This window comes from Deltaproteobacteria bacterium, from assembly GCA_018668695.1.
In the GTDB taxonomy this organism is placed as follows: Bacteria; Myxococcota; XYA12-FULL-58-9; order XYA12-FULL-58-9; family JABJBS01; genus JABJBS01.
Map to the genome: position 1 here is coordinate 1 of JABJBS010000406.1, position 18605 is coordinate 18605.

An 18605-nucleotide genomic window follows, 5' to 3' on the forward strand; every position below is an offset into this window, starting at 1 on the left:
TCAAAATGATAACTAGATCTGCTGATTTAAACAGTGTTGCTCGGTATCTGGGCTGATATTCTAAGCTTGTTCCACCTGTAGTGAGACGCTACTCTTAACTGAAGAATAACACGGTCGTATCACACATTCAGGAGCCTTGAGGCTTCACGCTGGAGTATGTTCATGAGCGACCCCAAGACTGGAACCCTTGCCATACAAACGTTGGCCATGCCGGCTCATACGAATGCGAATGGAGACATTTTTGGAGGCTGGTTAGTCTCGCAGATGGACCTTGCAGCAGGGGTCATTGCAAAACAGTTTTCACGCGGTCGCGTGGTGACCATTGGTATCGAGAAAATGGCTTTCCATGAGCCGGTCCACGTGGGTGACGTGGTGTCTTGCTTTGCACACTTAATTCGAAGTGGGACCACATCAATGACCATAAAGGTTGAGACTTGGTGTATCCATCCCGTGACAGGCGCTGAGCGTAAAGTCACCGGTGGAGAATTCACTTTCGTTGCCATTGATGACCATGGACGTAAACGGAATTTACCGACTTAGGGTTATTTGCCCTAAGGTGCAGCTCTCGCCCGCCCTGAGCACCATTTGCTCGGAACGGTACCCAAAAATATTGTTTGTTTTCATGCATTTGTCTTGAAGTTGTACTATGTTCATCGTGTTGTGTGGTTAAGGTGTATAATGGCTTCAACAGCAAGAGGAACAGTATGGCGTCACGTGGAATTTATACCAAGCTTGAGCGTTGGTTTACCGAAGTAGCGGTGAAGCGTGGGTTAATATCCAGTGCCGAAGTGCATGGTGCCATCGAAGAGCAGGTGAATAGCCGCCAAAAGGAAGGGCGAACACCGCATATCTGGGAAATCTTGTTAATTCAGGACAAGCTCAGAGCTGAAGCCGTTGATGATATACTTGCCGGATTGGGTAAAAATACTGAAGATTCTGGCGAGCACGGCGGGTTTAATCTGCTGGGCCGTGTTTTGGTTGAGGTTGGATATGCCGAGCCAAGCGATATTCATGAGGCATTGGCCCTCCAGGCTCAAGAAAGAGCCGACGGGCAATGGCGCTTGCTTGGTCAGATTCTTATTTCAATGAAGGTATTGCGAGAGCCCGACTTACAAGAGGCCATTGCCATTCTAGAACGGCGACGAAAACCGGCTCCGCCAAAAGAGTAACTCCCGCCCGCACCTCGCAGCAGACAGCCCATACCTTACTGTTTTCCATAAACGCTTCTTTAAGCTCTTCTCGATGCGGCGCCGTCAATATCATCTCGTATATTGATGAATGCTACGATGTCCTTGTTCTTAAAATCTTTGTTTTATTGAAGATGTACGGGCATTCTCTACGAAGTAATCTATGCAGTTTTTACGCTGCGGACTTCGTTTAGATAGAAGGGATTTTAGAGCTGAGTGCCTCGGCTCACTGGAGTATGTGCTCCAAAGAAGGCTGGGAACGGTAGGGTCGAGGCTACGTCATGTTGAATGCTGCGCAGGGCCGTCTTGAGTTGAGCGCGTTTGTTTAGTCCGGCAGCAAATTGCTGAAGGTCTCTCAATCCTCGGTCAAACAACCACCAAGCCCTCTTGGCTGTTGGGACCTTGAGGGCAAAGTCAGCTCTCACTCTTGGACTCGGGCGAAGGTGACTTCCTACCTGAAACCAAAATGGGGAAACCTTCAAACAGCGGGTTCCGATGGTGGGCTGATTATTGCTAAAGCCGCCATCGATACAGGGACGATTTCGGAAAGGGTGTGTCCGCTGAGCCGCGTGCGGGAGAAAGCATGAGGCGGTGAGTGCATCGGCTAAATCGGCTTGGCTATCGAATTGAGTCACGACCATCGACTGAGCGGGGCGAGTGGATGTAACTGAAATGGCGATGCGACCTGTTGAGCGCTCAAACGTCTCCGGGGTTACGAACCTGCGGCAGAATTCTTGAGCAACCTCGTATGCCCATGCGGGTCGTAGGATGCGACCAGCCCCATAGGCACCGGTGATTTCAATCATTTGTGCCGCTACATCTCTAGCGTCGAGTCCGCCGGCCAGAGCAACACTCAACCCAGCTCCCGCAGAAGCTCCCGCGAAGGAGAGTTCTTCGATTAATCCTGCTTCTTGGAGCCCGAAACCAACGCCGGTTTGATAGAAGTTGAGGGCACCGCAACCCGAGAAAGAGACACCGTCGAACTTCGTTAGATGAGATGGCTGCACAAGGACCTTTCCGTTTATACTTTTCCGCAAGGTTCGTATGACAACTCCTTATTTCAAGAGCCAGCATCGAGAAAGAAAACCCATTTATTTCAGCAAGGTAGAGGTCTGTGTGGTGGGTTTGAAGAGGCAGCCTCTTCGGGCCTGGGCGAATCCTCAATATTAAACTAGAGGGCTCCTGGGTCCTATGCGTAGACGCCTAACGGCATGTGCAGGCACATGCTGGCTCGCATCTGCAAGCGTATCGAAGAAGAGTTCTTTAAAGCATGCTGTTAACTGGGTGTTGAGTACGCCGATAGATTTGGTCGTTGCAGTGGTAATTTGCGTCTGATTTCTCTAGGGTCGCCGAGACGGAGGTATAAGTCATGGCAAAAGTAGACAAAGAGTTTGATGTTGTATTGTGGGGAGCCACAGGTTTCACCGGTGAATTGGTCGCTGAGTACTTACTCGCCCAGTACGGTGTCGATGGAGGCTTGCGGTGGGCACTTGCCGGGCGAAACCAAGGAAAGCTCGATGCACTTAAGGGCAGGCTGGTCGCGCGGGATGGGCAGGCTTCTGGCTTACCGACGCTCCTAGCCGACAGTCATGATTTAGTATCGCTTAAGGCGATGGCCAGCCGCACCCAGGTGGTTTGTACCACTGTTGGCCCGTATCTGGCTTACGGTCTGGATTTGGTTGAAGCGTGTATCGATGAAGGCGCACACTATTGTGACCTTACTGGCGAGACGCCTTTCATTCGAAAAGTCATGGACAAATGGCACGACAAAGCAGAAGCCGCTGGTGTGAAGATTGTGACCAGCTGCGGATTTGATTCGATTCCATCCGATCTAGGTTGTTTGGTGGTTCAGGAGCATGCCATCGCTGCGCATGAGCGACCGCTTGATTCAGTGAAGTACTACTTGGGTAAAACCCGTGGAGGCATGAGTGGAGGAACCATTGCGAGTATGCTCGGGATTATCGAGCAGGCATCCGATCCTGAACTCCGCCGTGTACTGATCGACGCCTATGCGCTTAATCCCAAGGGAGCTGCGCGCGGACCCGATAAATATGACCAGCAAGATGTTCGTTGGGATGACGATATCAATGGCTGGACTGGCCCTTTCGTGATGGCGGGTATCAATACAAGAATCGTACGGAGGTCGAATGCTCTTCTGGGCTTTCGGTACGGTGAGCAGTTTAGCTACAACGAAGTTCAAAGCTTTCCAAAAGGAAAGAAGGGCAAGAAGATGGCGTCACGCATGCGTCTTGGCATCGGGCTCTTTTTAGGGCTTGCAGCTCTCGCGCCTACACGTTGGTTGTTAAAGAAAACGGTATTGCCGGCTCCGGGGACTGGACCAACTCGAGAAGAGCGAGAGAACGGCTGCTTCTACGTCACATTTGTGGGCAAGGGGAGCAATGCGAAGGGCGAAGACGTAAGCGTGAAAGGTGAAGTAACTTCAGACCTTGATCCGGGTTATGCGGGAACGGCTAGAATGCTTGCTGAAGCGGCAGTGTGTTTGGCTAAGGATGAAGACCTACCTGATTCGGCAGGGATTCTGACGCCATCTGTGGCAATGGGAATGCCGCTGGTTGAGCGACTGCGAGCGAAGGGTATGACGTTTAGCGCGGCTTGATTGTCTCGATGACTTAGCGGCACGCAATGGATACAAAACGAATAAAGGCCAGCACTCCAATCTTTTTGAGAGTGCTGGCCTTTTCTCGATGATGCTTAGAGAGAGTCTCCGCGCTCGGCAAGGTAAGATGCAACACCTTCTGGAGTGTTGGTCATGCCTGCGTCGCCTTTGTTCCAACCAGCAGGGCAAACCTGTCCGTTTTCTTCAAAGAACTGCAGAGCTTCTACCACACGAACAACGTCGTCCATGTTGCGTCCAAGAGGCTCATCATTGACAACCTGATGGCGTACGACGCCTTTCTGGTCGATAACGAATGTTGCACGCATAGAAACACCAGCTGGATAGTATGAGTCTTCAGAATCGTCGAGAATTCCGTAGTCTTCAGAAATCTTTCTGGTCATATCCGCTGCCAGTGGAAAAGGAACTTTGCCAATTCCGCCTTTGTTTACTTCAGTGTTGCGCCACGCGTTGTGCGTCCAATGTGAATCTACGCTGACGCCAACGACTTCGCAGCCGAGAGCTTTCAACTTCTCAGTTCGGTTTGCAATCGAGATGATCTCGGATGGGCAAACAAACGTGAAGTCCATTGGGTAGAAAAACAAAACAGCATATTTACCGTCGATGGTTTTTGAGAAATCAAAATCGCCTACAATCTCGCCATTAGCCAATACAGCCTGAGTTGTGAAGACGGGGGCTTTTTTGCCAACTAGTACACTCATAAAATCTCCGAAATAATGTTGGATTGGGGTCGGCGAGTAACAATGTGAACCCGACTTTCCACTCCCGTTACAAATGAAGTTGAAAATATTTCTGAAGTTGATTATCATTCTCAACATGGAATTTCAATGGAAGAGGCAGATGTGAAAGCGCTAAAGAACCCTTTTGAGGCAATGCTCAACGATCACGGACCTGCTGAGCCGTGAAAGTTATGAAGCGAAACGAAGCGAGCTGCTCACATGTGGTCGTCATATCAAGGAAAAACTCCGAATTAGCCTCGATGAAAGCTTTTCATTGCTCTTCGAAACCCGAGCCACCGCCTGGCTACAGATTCACGAAGAGCTGCGCTGGATGGTTAAGCCCGATCCTAATCAGGTTGCTGAGATACTGGAGCGCTACAACCCTTTGTTGCCCAATGCTCAAGGCATATCGGCTTGTTTGTTTCTCGACACCCGTGATCCGATAAGGGCCCGGCGTATGATTCAAACAGTCGATATCGATTCGATGGCGCTTCGGATTCAGCTTAACGGAAGTTTGCTGGAAGCTGAGAGTATGGAGCTGAACGGAGAAGCACTTGAGTCCGTCAATTATCTCCGCTTTAGCGAAACGGGTTCATTAAAATCGCTGGAGTCAAATTGTATTCAGTGGTCGGCTCCAACGCCCTCTAAGTTACTGATGCCCGACTATCTCGCTGAAGCCCTCATGGCCGTATTCGCTGAATCTTTGCCCGCAGCTGCAAGAGCCTCGGTAAAGGATGTGGCCTTCGCACCGGTCTTTGTTTGATTGAAAGGCATGTTGAAACAATGGGTCAAGGCGTCTGCTTGAGCTGTATCCTTGCAACCAGTGATGGGCTGGGCGTATAGCTAGAGCATGAGCAAAATTACCCGAGACCTTAACGATTATGGATTCAGTACTGAAATAAGGGTGCGGCTAAGTGAAACCGATGCCGTTGGTATTGTGTTTTTTGGAAGCTTTGCTCTTTATTTTGATGTGGGCCGAATGGATTACCTAGCCCAGCTTGGACTCCATCATTTCGACGGCGCAGTCAAAGACTTGATTCCTGGCGCGGTGGTCCATCAAGAGTCCCATTTCCATTCTCCAGCTCGTTATAACGATATTCTGGTCGTGCATGTTCGGATGGCTCGGATTGGAACGACCAGCTACACTTTTCAATTCTTACTTCAGCAAAAGCGCACTCGCACAGTCGCCTGTACTGGTTCTTTGACCTTGGCTTGGTTGGATGATGACTTTAAGCCCATGACGATACCTGATGCGTTTCGCCAAACCGTGGCGGGATTCGAGGGGGATAGGCTCGAGGATACGAGTGCTGAATGAACTTGTCCATCTAGTGTGTGCCGATAGTCAGTTTTGGGTGTGTTGTTTGGGTTAGAGCGGGGTATATTAAATATATTTACGCAAGGTCGGCCGTGGAGTTTACACGGGGTTGCTTGGTGTTCTTAAGTGCCCGCAACTAAAAGAAATTCTCATCTAGCATTGAATAGGGAACCGATGTGGGTACAATCTAATCGGTTGTTCCATATAGAAAGGTAAACCACATGGCGGTTGGTAGTCAGAAATTCGATGAACGGCAAATCGTAACATTTCTGCAACAGGTCGGCGGGTTTAGTATGGCTGAAGAGTCAAGCTTGGCTGAGGCAGCTAAAAAAGCTGCTGTCACCACTTTCAAAGCAGGAGCTCTGATTATCAAAAAGGGTGCGATGGCCAACGACTTGCACGTCATTGTACTGGGCCGTGTCCAGGTTCCACTGGGTAACCCGGGTACAGAATCTAATGCGACTGCAGACCTTGGACCAGGCAATGTGATTGGAGAAATGGGGTTCCTGACAGATACGCCCCGCACGCGAGACGTCGTGGCTACAACGGAAGTTATAACTCTGTCGTGGACTCGTAAAGAACTCTATTTCTTGCTCTCAAGCCATCCGCCGCTGGCGCAATTCTTATCCGATACTTTGGGGCGCCGACTCGCTGAGAGTGGCCTCGACCGCGTTGGGAAATATCGCATCATGGATAAGCTGGGAGAAGGTTCCACGTCGAAAGTATTTCACGCATACAATCCAGCGCTCAAACGCGCTGTCGCTGTGAAGATGTTAAACCACTCTTTGGTATTCAATAAGCAGTTTCGTGGGCGCTTTATTTTAGAGGCCCGAACAATCGCTAAACTAAGCCACCCAAATATCGTCCAGATTTTCGATATGGAGTCGCATTATGCGACTTACTTCATGATTATGGAGTTTTTAGATGGTCACGACTTGTTGAAGATGCTGGCGGATCAGGGTCCGCTGCCGATTGAAAGCGCATTGTCGGTTCTTTATCAAATGGCCCAAGGATTGTCGTACTCCCATTCTCAAGGGATCGTTCACGGCGACATTAAGCCAGCAAACTGCTTGGTTACTTCATCCGGTACCGTCAAGATTATGGATTTTGGTGTTTGTCGGTGCGTTAAGATGAAAATTGACGAGAGCGAGAAGGGGCTTATTTTTGGAACCCCTCAATACACATCACCAGAGGTGCTCACGGGCGAACCTATTCATATGGGGTCGGATATTTATGCACTGGGGGTGATGGCTTATCAGCTATTAACCGGTGAATGCCCTTTTAAGCGCGATACCATTGAACTCACGGCCAAAGCTCACCTCTACGAAGAGTTGCCGAGAATCGAAACCGTGCGCCCCGATGTGACCCCTGAACTCGCAAAGTTCATTCATGGTGCAATCGAGAAGAAGCCAAACAAGCGGCTTGCTAACTGGGAAGATGTTCTAGCCTTGGTTGAACCACCCGAGCACTTATTAAAGGCGAGAACCTGCAGCCACTTGCTGAATCTAACTTACCCAGAGTCTCAGAAGCCCGCGGTGGAAGCCGCTCTTAATCAACTGGCTCAAAATCTGCGGTCTGTTTCTGAACTGGGCTGGCAGGAAGGCTCGTTCGATTTAAGCAATCGCGCTAGGAATCGGGAACCTAATAGCTCCGAGAGTCCTTTCGGAGCACCGTTGAGTTGGCTTTACGATAAAATCGGCGTGTCTCTTTCTGAGAACACCGGGGGCACCGAGAAGTAGGGGGAGATTGCTGCTGGAGCGGACACAGCTGTTTATATTGCCAGTTAAAGGTTTGCTGAGGTCAGGAAGTCTCTGATGTACGTGTTCACATACTCAGGCGACTCCAGCGTTACTAGATGACCTGCTTGGCTTAGTCTCTTAAACGTTGCGTTCGGCATTGCTGACTTTAAGTTTTCCCCCAATTTTACATGGATGGCTCGGTCCTCATCACCGTGGATGATAAGCGTTGGCACAGATATGGTGTGGAGTTTATCGGTGACATCGTCGCGAGTAAGTAGAGATGTTAGCGAGTTGAGCATCGACGCTGTGTGCACCTTGAGAAATCGGCCACGCCAGGTTCGCACTAAATCTCTTTGCTTGCGGTGGGTCGTCTTACCAAACATCTTACGTAACACTGGAATCACCACCGGTAAGATACCAAAGTTTTTGACGACCTTAGCCAATAGGCGCCTTTCAATTCTTACGAGTAAGCTTTCGGATTTACTGTCCGTGGCAAGGAGGACCAGACCTGAAACCCGTTGAGGGTGGGTGAGCGCGGCACGCATCGAAATCATGCCGCCAATGGAAAGCCCCAGCCAAGTTGCCGTCGGGATATTAAGTGCATCAAGGAGTCCAATGGCATCTTCTGCCAGGTCGTAGATTGAGTGGGGTTGTGAAGGCGATGATTCACCATGGCCACGAATATCCATAATGATAAGCCGATGGTCCTTTGAGAGAGCTTCGATTTGTTTTTCCCACATTTGGGTATTGCACAGAAAGCTGTGGAGAAGCAGGAGTGGAGGGCCGTCACCATGAACTTCGTAATTGATTTGATGCTCGCGGATGGTATGACTCGGCATCGAATGCTCCAATTCGTTGTAGTTTCTGGACTTAAATGTATATCAACCGGAAACCTATCAAAAGTCCTCAAGGTTTAAATCGTAATCTCTGCCCATCGAGCACTTAGCGCAGCTATTGATTCTAGCTCGATAGAAGTTCGGCGCGCCGCGAAGGCTCTTCGATGTAAATTTTGAGGGCCTGAGTCAAAACGGCCATGTTGGTACCATACTGAAATGGCAAAATAAGTAGGTCTGTCTTGTAATAGCTCTTGTTGGCTTCAAGCATAACTTTTAAGGGTTGCGTCTCTTGTTCTATTTCGCCCTTGTATTCCGCCGATTCGAGAAGCGCTCGGAGGTCGTTAACTTTGATGAATATTGCACGGTGGCTCACCGCTTTGCCGGGTTCAAGTTTTGCGATGTTGTCCCAGGCTAAAAGAAACGAATATTTTTTTTGAACAAACCGAAGGCCCTCGGGTTTCAATTCGATGAAGGAGGTGACCAGCCGGCCGCTGAAAAACCAAGCAAGCATTGCGATACCAATTGCTGCTATACCCCAGCTCACCGAGCCGATGGTTTCAGTCGTTTCAGATTGGGTTATTCCGAGTACTGTTCCTAAAACACATAATCCTAAAGCGAGCGCCACAAACTGACTGGGCCTTGATTGAAGCCTCGTGGTACCTAGGGCCTGCGTTGAGGATACGGTAGTTTCTTTTTCTGCCTTAATTTTAACGACGAGCATCCAGGCATGAAGCGCGGTGCAGCCACCAAAGAACCCCGCGGTCGCATAACCTGATGCCTTACCGGTTAGAGCAATAATAGCTAAGCCGGCCGCGGTAAAAACGCAGCTGCCAATAAATAAGAGCCAGTCTCGAGTTGTTGGGCCGGTATCCACGGAAGCTATCCTTTGATTCTAGATTCTAGGAGGGTAAAGCAAGGATGGCGGATAGGTGCAATCATCAGTGGACAAGAAACGTATTCAACAGAGGATTTAGCGTTGTTATGTGTAACGATATCACTCATCGCGAGTTGATTGTAGTGGTATCTGCAATTCAGTGCCTCATCTAAATCAATGATGTAGGAGGCTCTAGCCTTACGTTTTGTACGTAAGTTTTTAATTTCGAGTATTTAGTTACCCGAAACGCTTGAAGAACTGTTTTTGGCAGGTCACCCTTATTACGGTGAGGTGCTCAATGAAACAAATTTTAAACCTACTTTGCTCGGCGGTTTTTATGGTCTCGTTTACCATGGCCATGGTTGCTTGTGGTGAAGAACAGCCGGGCTGCAATCAAGCGGAGCCAGATGATTGTGCAACACCTGACGAGTCCGATGTGCCTCTTGATGAGCCTGTTCAAAATCCCGACAATGAGCCGGATCCCGCTACCCCAGACGAGCCACAAGACCCAGAGGAGCCGACCGAACCCACGGATAGTCAAGGCGAGTGCGAACCGCCAATTCTCACACCGCTCTATGATGCCGATACCGAGCTAGAGCGAGATGTTTTGGTTGACACGCCTGATGCGTTGGTTAGTTACTTAGCCGACAGGGCAAGAGACAGACATGCCCGCGAAGACATCGTGAATGGTATCCCGTTTCAACAGTATGACCACTACCTTTCGTTTTATTGGGAACAACGCGTTGCCAATATTGAGATAGTAGACCGTGTCGCCAAGGGAGGGTCGGGAGTTACGTTTAACTTCATGACATTGGCAGAACTAAATCCCGCCGAATTTCGAACTTTCTATGCGAACACCGGATCGGTGGCAGTGTACCACAATAATATGTCCAACTATTTAAATCAGGGAGTGACGCTGACCGAGGTTGTGCCTTCTGTGGATTACCCCGGTGAACAAGAGTTTCACTACACGGCGACCATTTATAACCAGTCGCCAGAAAATAGACCTCTTGTGATTGGCGATAGGATCGAGGTTGAACTCAGCCAGTTTTTGTTGAGTCCGAGAAACGGACGCACAAACTACTACGGCACGGCTTTTTTATATGTGGTTGGTGAAGGAGTTCTGCCTTGGTATGCGAAAGAACGTGAGGAGGCGATAACCGAATTTGAACGCCAAAACGCCTCGTTTGATTCTTTTCCTTTACCTGAGCTTGGCCGGTTAGGGGGCCTCACGACTTTGCCCTACCAATATTCGAATGAACCGACTCAGCGTTTTAAGCAAACGGCAGGCAACATCTCCACGTTAAGTGGTCACCCGTTTATGGATGGCAGGCGATTGCACCATACGGATTTTTTGACCGGGCAGCATTCAGAATCAGATAATCCAATTTTTGCTGAACAGGTTGGGAAGGTGGGTCCGGTCGCGGTCGCTCCAAGTTGTGTCACATGCCATATCAACAATGGACGTGGGTTGCTTCCTTCGGAGGGGCAGCCATTTCTTCATGCTGTCGTGAAAGTTTCAGGAGACGCCGATGGAAGAGCGCACGAAGTCCTCGGTGATTCTCTGCAGCCTCTTAACTTAAATGATTCTTCTTCAATTCCTCTTTTAAGAATTGAAGCGGAGTCCTACTCCTCATCGACTGGTATTCAAACAGAGTCGACTACGGATTCGGGTGGTGGGCTGAATGTTGGATACATCGATGCTGGAGACAGCTTGATTTATGATGACTCGCCTTTCGTCGCTGAGGATGCCAGCCAGTATTTAGCGGCTTTTCGAGTGGCAAGTGCAACAGGGGGTGGACGGCTTGTTTTTACGGGTGTGGATGGAAGTCCGGTTTACGGTTCGATCGATATCCCCAACACTGGGGGCTGGCAGTCCTGGGAGACTTTATCATTTCCTTTTGCACTCGCACAGGGGCAACACCGATTTGAGATTCACGCGGAGGCCAGTGGCTGGAATATAAACTGGTTTGAGTTAAGACAACCTCCGGAAGCAGGTGAGCAAGAGCAGCCAATCTTGCTGGCCGATTTTGAGATAGTCGAAGGCGAATACGGTGACGGCGAACCATACAGTTTGCGCCGGCCCATCTATGAATTTGGTGGTGTGGTGCCCGAATATTTTTCGGTGCGGGTGGCTCCCCAGCTCGTTGGTCTGGGCCTCCTGGAGGCTTTGGATGAAAGTCTATTATTGAGCTTGGCAGATCCCTGTGATGAAGATGAAGACGGTATTTCCGGGCGGGTTCGAGTCTTGTCCTCTGGAACCGATCCGCAAACACAAAGACTCGGCCGCTTCGGTCTTAAAGGGGGACAGCCCAGTGTCCTCTACCAGATTGCAGCCGCCCTGAACCGAGATATGGGTGTGACAAGCTCGATTTACCCGGTTCTCGATTTGGAAACCGGCAGCGGTTCAGCGCCTGAACTTTCTGACGAAGAACTCGAAGACATGCGGCGTTATATTTCGCTTCTAGGCGTACCTGCCCGGCGAGCCCTGACGGATACCCAGGCTTTGCGCGGTGAAGAACTTTTTACCGACGCCTCTTGTGATAGCTGCCACAAAATTCAGCTTGTGACTGGTTCGTCGCATCCCTACGCGGAGCTGCGCGAGCAAACCATTCGCCCGTTTACGGATCTCTTGCTGCATGACATGGGTGAGGGACTTGCGGATTCCTTTCAAACACCCAGTGTGATGGGGGCTGAATGGAGAACGGCACCTCTTTGGGGCATCGGCTTGAGCGCGGGTGTGAGTGGGGCTCAGGGCTATCTTCATGATGGCCGAGCTAGGAGTCTAGACGAGGCTATCCTGTGGCATGGCGGCGAGGCAGAAGCCTCCAAGGAAGCGTTTCGTTTGATGCCTGCCGCTGACCGTCAATCACTCATCCGGTTCCTGGAGTCACTCTAAGAGTGGTAGGGTAAGAAGAGCCTTAGTTTGCTGCTTCTTGAGCTATACTTCTCACCTGTTCCAGTAAACTCTCGGTCACGAGATTTTCAGCTGCTGCGCATGCTGACTGAAGCTGGTTAAGGTTGCGCATGCCGCAAAGTGCCGTTGATGTTTCCTGAAACTTTAAGACGTGGCTCAAAGCGAGCTCGAGCCCATTGTGTCCGGCCTCTTCTAGAAGTGGAGTGATGGTCTCCATAGCTTTGTAGCGCGGCGTGTGATCCACTGAAGTCCACCAAGGTGCATGAGAACGAACATCAACGTCGTCAAATTTACGCTCTTTGTGAACACGGCCCGTAAGAATACCTTTATCGAGCGTGCCCCAGCTCATAAACCCCATTGATTTCTCTCGAACATTGTTAAACACAGAATCAACAGGGTCGTTTTCGAAAAGATTCATTTGAGCCTGGAGGACCTCGGGCTCGGCTACTTCAGTCGCGAGCGCGATTTCGTCAGCGTTGGTGTTGGAAAGACCAAATGCTTTAATCTTACCAGACTGCTTCGCTTCTACGAGTACTTCTACCGTACGGCGAATGTCGTTCTCCGGGTCAGGCCAATGTACCAGGTAAAGGTCGATGTAGTCTGTGTTCAGGTCCTTGAGGGACTGCTCAAGCATAGCCCTGGTTGATTCAGGACTGTTGTCGAGGCGAACGTTTTTTTGGTCGTCCCAGGTGATTCCTGACTTGCTAACGATAAAAGCTTTTTCACGGCGCTCTCCTTGAAGAGCTGCACCGAGTCGTCTCTCGCTTGCGCCAAATCCATAAATCGGAGCGGTATCGAATAGATTGATTCCGTTGTCTTGTGCTGCGTGGACGAGAGCTATTGAGTCATCGTCGCTAATATGGCCGAACCCATAACCGCCGCCTTCACCGCTGATGGCGGCTGCTCCCATGCCGATAACGGATACTTCAACATCTAATTTTCCAAATGAACGGTATTTCACAATGCGTCTCCTTAAGCGCGGCAGGAGCTGCATTACAAATATTCGAGCCATACGTAAGTGGGATTCTCGCAAGATAGTCGATTTTATTTATCTCGAGGATAGATTGTGTGTTCTGCGGGAGGGTCTCTTTGTAAGGTAATAATTTTAAACGGTTTCTATCCGCGTCCAAGGGGCCAGATTTACTCGCAAACCTCGGTGGGTGTACCTGCGCAGCAGTGAGGTTCCTTGTATTCACACACCGGGCCAGTGGCTTCGCCGGCAAGGATCTTGTCGATCCAGATAAAAGTCTCCGGTAGCGACCATTGAATGCCCTCCGAGTGTTCAGCTCCCGTGCAGATATTGTACTCAACCGGGACACCATTATCACACATAGCTTGGTAGGCATGTGCATAGGGCCCGGGAGGAATCATCGCATCGTTTTCTGCGTAATAAAGCAGGGTCGGTGCCTTTTTTACCGTGGGTATCGAGCTGTACAAGATTGAGTTTTCTCTTACCAAACAATTCCAATGTTCAATACTTGATGTCCCTGAATCAAGAATTGCGGCAACGTGGTCTGGATTATAAATTTTATCGATGCTGTCCATTGATTGATGCAGATCCGACTCGTAGGCACAGTTTTCAGGGTCGTAGAGAACTGAGTGCGCGTTATCGGCAAAGAAATGAGGCTCGGTATTTGAAAGTAGGGAGCTTAACGGTGCGTCAAATCCATACCACTTGTGCCCACTGGTATGCATGACCGCGCTGTAGAAACTATTCCCAGAATAGATATCCACTGCGAGGTCCGAAGACTTAAGCATGTCGAGCACGGGGACGAGTCCTACCACCGCCGAAACGTCGAAGTCTGGAGCATAGTACGGTCCAAAGCGTTCCTGGAAGAATATCGATAAAGAGCCTTGCGATGCACCAGCAAGGACCGTTTGCTTGGTGGTGGTAATGCTTGGCTCAAGCTGAGTTATGAGGCTTTCACCGGCTCGTAGGGCATCCCATGCACCAATCGCAGCGGGCTCGCCGAGTTCATAGGCGTGTGTGACCGTCGACGGTGCACCGTGGCTTGTCATGCCTATGTAATCAGAAGCAACCACGACATAACCTTGGCTAGCCATTCCGGCGATGGCCATTTGATAGACGAAATTTCTACCACCAGCACATGCGTCTGAAAATCCTAAAGTGACATGAGAGTAGGAGAGGAGCGGAAGTGGGACGTTGCCAAGAGACGCTCCAACGGGGAACCCAATCATAGCGGTGGCCTCGATTTCCTGTCCTCTATCCTGTGTGGTGTATCTGAATCGGTAAACCTTGGCATCATGTTTCGGTGTCATGTTGAGCCCACCTGCGGCCAAAATGGCACCGAGTGATTCTGCTGGCATGTCCACGACGGGGCTTTCTTCCTGGCTAACAATTTTACCAAGCGTGGATGGGTCTATAAGGTCGTAGGCATCCATTCCACAAAGTGCGACAGGAAGGTCTCGATAGCTTAAGGTTGAATCAGCCGGAGTTTGCCCCGGGTCCTCGACTTCAGTTTCAGCGTCGGAATCTTTGTCGGAGCAAGCCGCTGCGGCGGCGATAAAAGAGATCAGTACAACCCGTGATAGCCAGCGTTTATTCGTGTTCTTCTCCCTGCACCGACAAGCATATCGCCGATTGAGAGACGGATACCAGGAGAGGTTGAGCCGTGATAGTGCCTGTATTTCTAGCTCATTGATAAGTATGGCTGAAGTAGCTGTTTTGAAGACGCTTTTACGGAGACTGATAAACGGACTTATCAGTTATGTTAGAGTCCACCGAGCTGAAGGCTGTATGCGTTTACCGGGTGGCCCGCCACCACGAAGGACCGCTCTTCAAAGATTTTACGCTTAGCCCTGAGTTGTTTCCATGCGTTCTCGCTGAATAGAATCTCTCCAGTTTGTGCAAGGTCTTCGCCCAGTTTGCAGGCCATATTAAAGTCCGAGCCCCACATGTCGGCTTGAGTGAGAAGGGTGGGCCCGTAACCAACGCCAACCGAGAGGTCGATGCGATGAGAGTCATCCACGCTCTGATTGAGTTTTCGAGTTGCCTTGTTCACGTGCCCAAGTGCGTGGAGCGCTTTGGCCGGGCTGGGGAAGTGCGCGAAGAGATTATCAGCTTCAGTTTTAACAACGGTACCATGGCTTGATTCTACAATAGGCTGCAGGGTGGTACGCATCATCTCCACCATTGCTAGATAATGGAGGATACCAAATTCGCGCGCGCGCGCGGTAAAGCCTGCCATGTCGATAACAATCGGTGCGACTGTGTGTTCGTATTTGTTGCGAATACTTTCGTCTATAGCAATTATTTTTGCCGCACGGTCGATACCGTCTTCGTGAGCCAGGGACCATCGTTTTTGCAATTGGCGACTAAGACTTTTGGGGAATCCGCTCATGTTATTGGCCTCCGGTCATTGGGTCAGGTTGGACCTATCGAACCATTAATCTGACACCTGTGAATTCGCAAATAGATTTCTGATTTTGTTTTAGGGCAAACCATGGCAAATGTTGTTTATCCTCATGACAAACTCGTAATGGTTAAAATTCGGCCTTTAGTGGCTCTCAAGCCCTTGTGAAGTCTTGATGAATGGTGCTTAAGGGGGGCATGATGCGTCTACTGAAATCAACGATTCACCCAAGCCTCGAAAATCTTGACGGCACGATGTTTCATCGTAAGGCTGCTCGAGCCATAATTTTAAATGGTACCGATATATTGATGCTCTATACCGAGCGTTATCAAGACTATACTTTGCCGGGTGGCGGGATTGACGAAAATGAAGACCGGATAGAGGGTTTGATTCGTGAACTGGAGGAGGAGACGGGCGCTCGCAATATCCGTGAGATTAAAGCGTTTGGCCTCTACGAGGAATATAGGCCCTGGTATAAACCAGAACACGACATCATGCACATGGAGTCTTACTGTTATCTTTGCACGATTGACTTAGAGCTGGGAGCCACACGTTTCGAGGATTATGAGATTAAAAATGGTATGAAACCGCTTTGGATTAATATTCACGATGCCATTGCCCACAACGAGAATACCATGGCGAAGAGCGACAAGAAGGGCATGTCCATTGAACGGGAAACCTTCCTGCTTAAGCAGATTGTCGCTGAACTTCTTTAGTTTGAGTCTCCATTTCACGTGTTAAATCTATATCTGATGCCGGTTTAGCCCGCCTTACTTTGCCTGCGTGGCCTTGATTCACTTATTCTACAAGCCGGCGACTTCACAAGAGCGACTTGCCTTAGCGACGATTTTCGCTGACTATTTCTTCAACAAAGCTGCACAGCCAGGCTTTGATGAAAATCAGTCAAAGTGACTATGCGCAGGGGGAAGAAATGAAGCGACTCGTAGGAACTGTTCTTATTGGTATGGCACTCGTATTTACGGGTTGCTCGAATGATGGAAGCGACACAGAAGCTGATGCATCAGATGTGAGTGACGCTACCGACGCAAGCGATAGCAGTGACGCATCTGATGCGAGTGATGCTGCCGACGCAAGCGATAGCAGTGACGTATCTGATGCGAGTGACACCTCCGACGCAAGCGATAGCAGCGACGTATCTGATGCGAGTGACACCTCCGACGCAAGCGATAGCAGTGACGCATCTGATGCGAGTGACGCTTCCGATCCAAGTGATAGCAGCGACCCATCGGATACTTCAGATCCATCAGCGAGCGCAGTGTTTTTAGAGGCTATCTCTGATTGCCCGCAGGCCGGTCATTTTCTCGCGCCAGGTGTTGATGAGAATTACATTGACTATAATGGGGACGGTCAGACCAATGCCGAGAATTGGAACAATTCAGACCTAATACCGGCGATTGAGGTCGATTGTACGAATCAAAATGTCGAAGTTACTTCGAATGGGGTTATCAATTTCGACTACGTTATTGGTGGGGGAGGCAACCCCTCACCCGTGGTCAATGAACAAACATTTCGGTTTCCCAAGAATCCTGAGATAGCTGCTGAAAATACCGCGTTGCCATTGGCCGGTTTAATCGGAGTATTGATCAACGGTGTGCAAATTTATGGTCCTAACGAAACAATCGCAGATAACGGAGCGGATCCTTACCTTCATGGGCTTTTGGGCTATTGCAATGGACACGTTCACAGTTATCACGGTCATGCCATTCCCGATTGCTTCTACAATATACCTACTTTGAGTGGAGCAGATTCGCTTTTAGAGGATGAGCAGGCTGGGCAGGTTCTTGGGTATGCATTGGATGGTTTTCCTATACTAGCGCCTTACGAATGTGTCGACGAAGCTTGTACCGAGGTTCTGCCGGTTCGCAGCGGCTGGACATACGATACGAGTGCAACGTGGGAAATTGATGCCATGGGTGTGACGGCCAGTGGAGACTGCATCATCGATGACGCTGGTGGCTTCTCAGACAATTACGTTTGGGATTGCAATTTGTATGTTGGGCCCAGCGATACAGCAACTGACCTATTTGCCGACGAATGCAATGGTCGTACACGCCCGGATGGAACCTATGCTTATTATGCTACACGTGAGTTTCCATATTTTACCGGGTGTTTTCGCGGGACTGCTCAAATCTCCGGACCGGGCGGAAATGGAAACGGTCCACCGGGGAACTGATGTCTCAATATGAGAGTATATGTTCAGGGACAAGCTGGAGATTCGACCGTTATGAAGTCCGGAATTCGTATGGTGGCTTCACGGGTATTCAATGAAGGTGATGAATCAACCATGGTTTGCTCCAGCCACTCTTGGGTTGGGATTGAGACCTGAACGGTTTGATCCGGGTATTGGCTGCAAAGTGGCTCATCGAATTCAATATTTAAAGCCCATGCATGATGTGAGGTGGCGAGAACCTCATCGCCTTGTTCCACTTGAAGAGAGCTCAAGATACCATTTGCTCTGATGCCTCCATGGGCGAAGAGCCAGTGAAGCCCACAGTACCGATGGTTACCCAAGGGGCCCTGGAAGATAAGTTCTTGTTCTTCGCCAATCAGGATACGTTGATGCCAGCTCCATTCACCTATTTCGGTGTAGGTAATAGGGTGACTGGCATGAGCGCTGCTGAACATACTGGGCCAGTGCCATGTCGATTCCTGGGCACAGCGAATCCATTCTATGCCGTAGCTGTAAAGCCAGCCAGCATACTGTGGGCTTTCTTCAATAACGACGGAAAGAGTTAGGGTCGTCTCTTCGGCCGCTGAATCTTGAGCGGTTTGGTTGCTGCATCCTATCATCGCGAAGTAGGTGGTTGTGAGGCAGGTGAGGATAAGCCAGCGGGTGCAGGCTTTGAATGATTCTATTCTACCACCGGCCATCGGGTGATTCATAACCTGCTCCCTTATCTTAGCTCGCTTTATAACCAACCCCAGCAGTGGTATCTTAGGTCCTCGCTTCGCCGCGACTTGATGCTAAACAACACAAGCTACTTGGAG

At 49.9% G+C, this 18605-nt stretch carries 17 protein-coding genes; 9 read left to right on the plus strand and 8 right to left on the minus strand.

Going from position 1 to position 18605, the window contains the following annotated elements:
• The first annotated feature begins 162 nt into the window (after positions 1–162).
• Positions 163–540 (plus strand): acyl-CoA thioesterase, encoded by a 378-nt coding sequence (locus HOK28_24075; GenBank protein MBT6436188.1) that lies wholly within the window; start codon positions 163–165, stop codon positions 538–540.
• Between the two features lie 164 nt (positions 541–704).
• Positions 705–1169 (plus strand): hypothetical protein, encoded by a 465-nt coding sequence (locus HOK28_24080; protein ID MBT6436189.1) that lies wholly within the window; start codon positions 705–707, stop codon positions 1167–1169.
• Positions 1170–1393: 224 nt separating this feature from the next.
• Here the strand turns inward: HOK28_24080 and HOK28_24085 are convergent, their stop codons facing one another.
• Positions 1394–2224, minus strand: a complete 831-nt coding sequence (locus tag HOK28_24085; protein ID MBT6436190.1) for a hypothetical protein — start codon at positions 2222–2224, stop codon at positions 1394–1396.
• Positions 2225–2556: 332 nt separating this feature from the next.
• Here HOK28_24085 and HOK28_24090 point away from each other — a divergent pair, with 332 nt between their 5' ends.
• Positions 2557–3804, plus strand: a complete 1248-nt coding sequence (locus HOK28_24090) for a saccharopine dehydrogenase (GenBank protein MBT6436191.1) — start codon at positions 2557–2559, stop codon at positions 3802–3804.
• Positions 3805–3899: 95 nt separating this feature from the next.
• Here HOK28_24090 and HOK28_24095 read toward each other — a convergent pair whose 3' ends face one another.
• Positions 3900–4523 carry a peroxiredoxin gene (locus HOK28_24095; protein ID MBT6436192.1) on the minus strand — a complete coding sequence of 208 codons (624 nt, stop codon included), beginning with the start codon at positions 4521–4523 and terminating at the stop codon, positions 3900–3902.
• 163 nt (positions 4524–4686) lie between these two features.
• On the opposite strand from HOK28_24095, the gene HOK28_24100 reads away from it, so the two are divergent.
• The 3 genes from HOK28_24100 to HOK28_24110 all read left to right on the plus strand — a co-directional run bounded on the left by HOK28_24100 (position 4687) and on the right by HOK28_24110 (position 7595).
• Positions 4687–5304: a DUF3501 family protein gene (locus HOK28_24100; protein ID MBT6436193.1), complete on the plus strand. Its 618-nt coding sequence runs from the start codon at positions 4687–4689 to the stop codon at positions 5302–5304.
• An 87-nt stretch (positions 5305–5391) separates the two neighbouring features.
• Positions 5392–5856, plus strand: a complete 465-nt coding sequence (locus HOK28_24105) for an acyl-CoA thioesterase (GenBank protein ID MBT6436194.1) — start codon at positions 5392–5394, stop codon at positions 5854–5856.
• Between the two features lie 221 nt (positions 5857–6077).
• Positions 6078–7595 carry a protein kinase gene (locus HOK28_24110; protein ID MBT6436195.1) on the plus strand — a complete coding sequence of 506 codons (1518 nt, stop codon included), beginning with the start codon at positions 6078–6080 and terminating at the stop codon, positions 7593–7595.
• 44 nt (positions 7596–7639) lie between these two features.
• Here the strand turns inward: HOK28_24110 and HOK28_24115 are convergent, their stop codons facing one another.
• Together HOK28_24115 and HOK28_24120 are read right to left on the minus strand one after the other, a co-directional pair.
• Complete coding sequence (locus HOK28_24115) at positions 7640–8434, minus strand: alpha/beta fold hydrolase (GenBank protein ID MBT6436196.1); 795 nt, start codon at positions 8432–8434, stop codon at positions 7640–7642.
• Between the two features lie 121 nt (positions 8435–8555).
• Positions 8556–9305: a hypothetical protein gene (locus HOK28_24120; GenBank protein ID MBT6436197.1), complete on the minus strand. Its 750-nt coding sequence runs from the start codon at positions 9303–9305 to the stop codon at positions 8556–8558.
• 298 nt (positions 9306–9603) lie between these two features.
• On the opposite strand from HOK28_24120, the gene HOK28_24125 reads away from it, so the two are divergent.
• Positions 9604–12204, plus strand: coding sequence for a carbohydrate-binding protein (locus tag HOK28_24125; protein ID MBT6436198.1), 2601 nt, complete (start codon positions 9604–9606; stop codon positions 12202–12204).
• A gap of 22 nt (positions 12205–12226) precedes the next feature.
• On the opposite strand, the gene HOK28_24130 is transcribed toward HOK28_24125, so the two are convergent.
• The 3 genes from HOK28_24130 to HOK28_24140 all read right to left on the minus strand — a co-directional run bounded on the left by HOK28_24130 (position 12227) and on the right by HOK28_24140 (position 15584).
• Positions 12227–13183: a hypothetical protein gene (locus tag HOK28_24130; GenBank protein ID MBT6436199.1), complete on the minus strand. Its 957-nt coding sequence runs from the start codon at positions 13181–13183 to the stop codon at positions 12227–12229.
• A 179-nt stretch (positions 13184–13362) separates the two neighbouring features.
• Positions 13363–14550: a hypothetical protein gene (locus HOK28_24135; GenBank protein MBT6436200.1), complete on the minus strand. Its 1188-nt coding sequence runs from the start codon at positions 14548–14550 to the stop codon at positions 13363–13365.
• 404 nt (positions 14551–14954) lie between these two features.
• The gene (locus HOK28_24140) at positions 14955–15584 is read right to left on the minus strand and encodes an adenylate/guanylate cyclase domain-containing protein (protein MBT6436201.1); all 630 of its coding nucleotides are present in this window, start codon (positions 15582–15584) and stop codon (positions 14955–14957) included.
• Positions 15585–15796: 212 nt separating this feature from the next.
• Between HOK28_24140 and HOK28_24145 the strand changes: the two genes are divergently transcribed.
• Positions 15797–16312 carry an NUDIX domain-containing protein gene (locus tag HOK28_24145; GenBank protein ID MBT6436202.1) on the plus strand — a complete coding sequence of 172 codons (516 nt, stop codon included), beginning with the start codon at positions 15797–15799 and terminating at the stop codon, positions 16310–16312.
• A gap of 215 nt (positions 16313–16527) precedes the next feature.
• Positions 16528–17790 carry a YHYH protein gene (locus HOK28_24150; protein MBT6436203.1) on the plus strand — a complete coding sequence of 421 codons (1263 nt, stop codon included), beginning with the start codon at positions 16528–16530 and terminating at the stop codon, positions 17788–17790.
• Positions 17791–17813: 23 nt separating this feature from the next.
• On the opposite strand, the gene HOK28_24155 is transcribed toward HOK28_24150, so the two are convergent.
• Positions 17814–18500 (minus strand): hypothetical protein, encoded by a 687-nt coding sequence (locus HOK28_24155; GenBank protein ID MBT6436204.1) that lies wholly within the window; start codon positions 18498–18500, stop codon positions 17814–17816.
• Between the last annotated feature and the right edge of the window lie 105 nt (positions 18501–18605).

What these genes read in the sequence shown, in the direction of transcription:
- HOK28_24075 (MBT6436188.1), top strand. Translation starts at nt 163, where the DNA reads ATGAGCGACCCCAAGACTGGAACCCTTGCCATACAAACGTTGGCCATG.
- HOK28_24080 (MBT6436189.1), top strand. Translation starts at nt 705, where the DNA reads ATGGCGTCACGTGGAATTTATACCAAGCTTGAGCGTTGGTTTACCGAA.
- HOK28_24090 (MBT6436191.1), top strand. Translation starts at nt 2,557, where the DNA reads ATGGCAAAAGTAGACAAAGAGTTTGATGTTGTATTGTGGGGAGCCACA.
- HOK28_24095 (MBT6436192.1), bottom strand. Translation starts at nt 4,523, where the DNA reads ATGAGTGTACTAGTTGGCAAAAAAGCCCCCGTCTTCACAACTCAGGCT.
- HOK28_24105 (MBT6436194.1), top strand. Translation starts at nt 5,392, where the DNA reads ATGAGCAAAATTACCCGAGACCTTAACGATTATGGATTCAGTACTGAA.
- HOK28_24110 (MBT6436195.1), top strand. Translation starts at nt 6,078, where the DNA reads ATGGCGGTTGGTAGTCAGAAATTCGATGAACGGCAAATCGTAACATTT.
- HOK28_24115 (MBT6436196.1), bottom strand. Translation starts at nt 8,434, where the DNA reads ATGCCGAGTCATACCATCCGCGAGCATCAAATCAATTACGAAGTTCAT.
- HOK28_24125 (MBT6436198.1), top strand. Translation starts at nt 9,604, where the DNA reads ATGAAACAAATTTTAAACCTACTTTGCTCGGCGGTTTTTATGGTCTCG.
- HOK28_24135 (MBT6436200.1), bottom strand. Translation starts at nt 14,550, where the DNA reads ATGCCAGCAGAATCACTCGGTGCCATTTTGGCCGCAGGTGGGCTCAAC.
- HOK28_24140 (MBT6436201.1), bottom strand. Translation starts at nt 15,584, where the DNA reads ATGAGCGGATTCCCCAAAAGTCTTAGTCGCCAATTGCAAAAACGATGG.
- HOK28_24145 (MBT6436202.1), top strand. Translation starts at nt 15,797, where the DNA reads ATGCGTCTACTGAAATCAACGATTCACCCAAGCCTCGAAAATCTTGAC.
- HOK28_24150 (MBT6436203.1), top strand. Translation starts at nt 16,528, where the DNA reads ATGAAGCGACTCGTAGGAACTGTTCTTATTGGTATGGCACTCGTATTT.
- HOK28_24155 (MBT6436204.1), bottom strand. Translation starts at nt 18,500, where the DNA reads ATGAATCACCCGATGGCCGGTGGTAGAATAGAATCATTCAAAGCCTGC.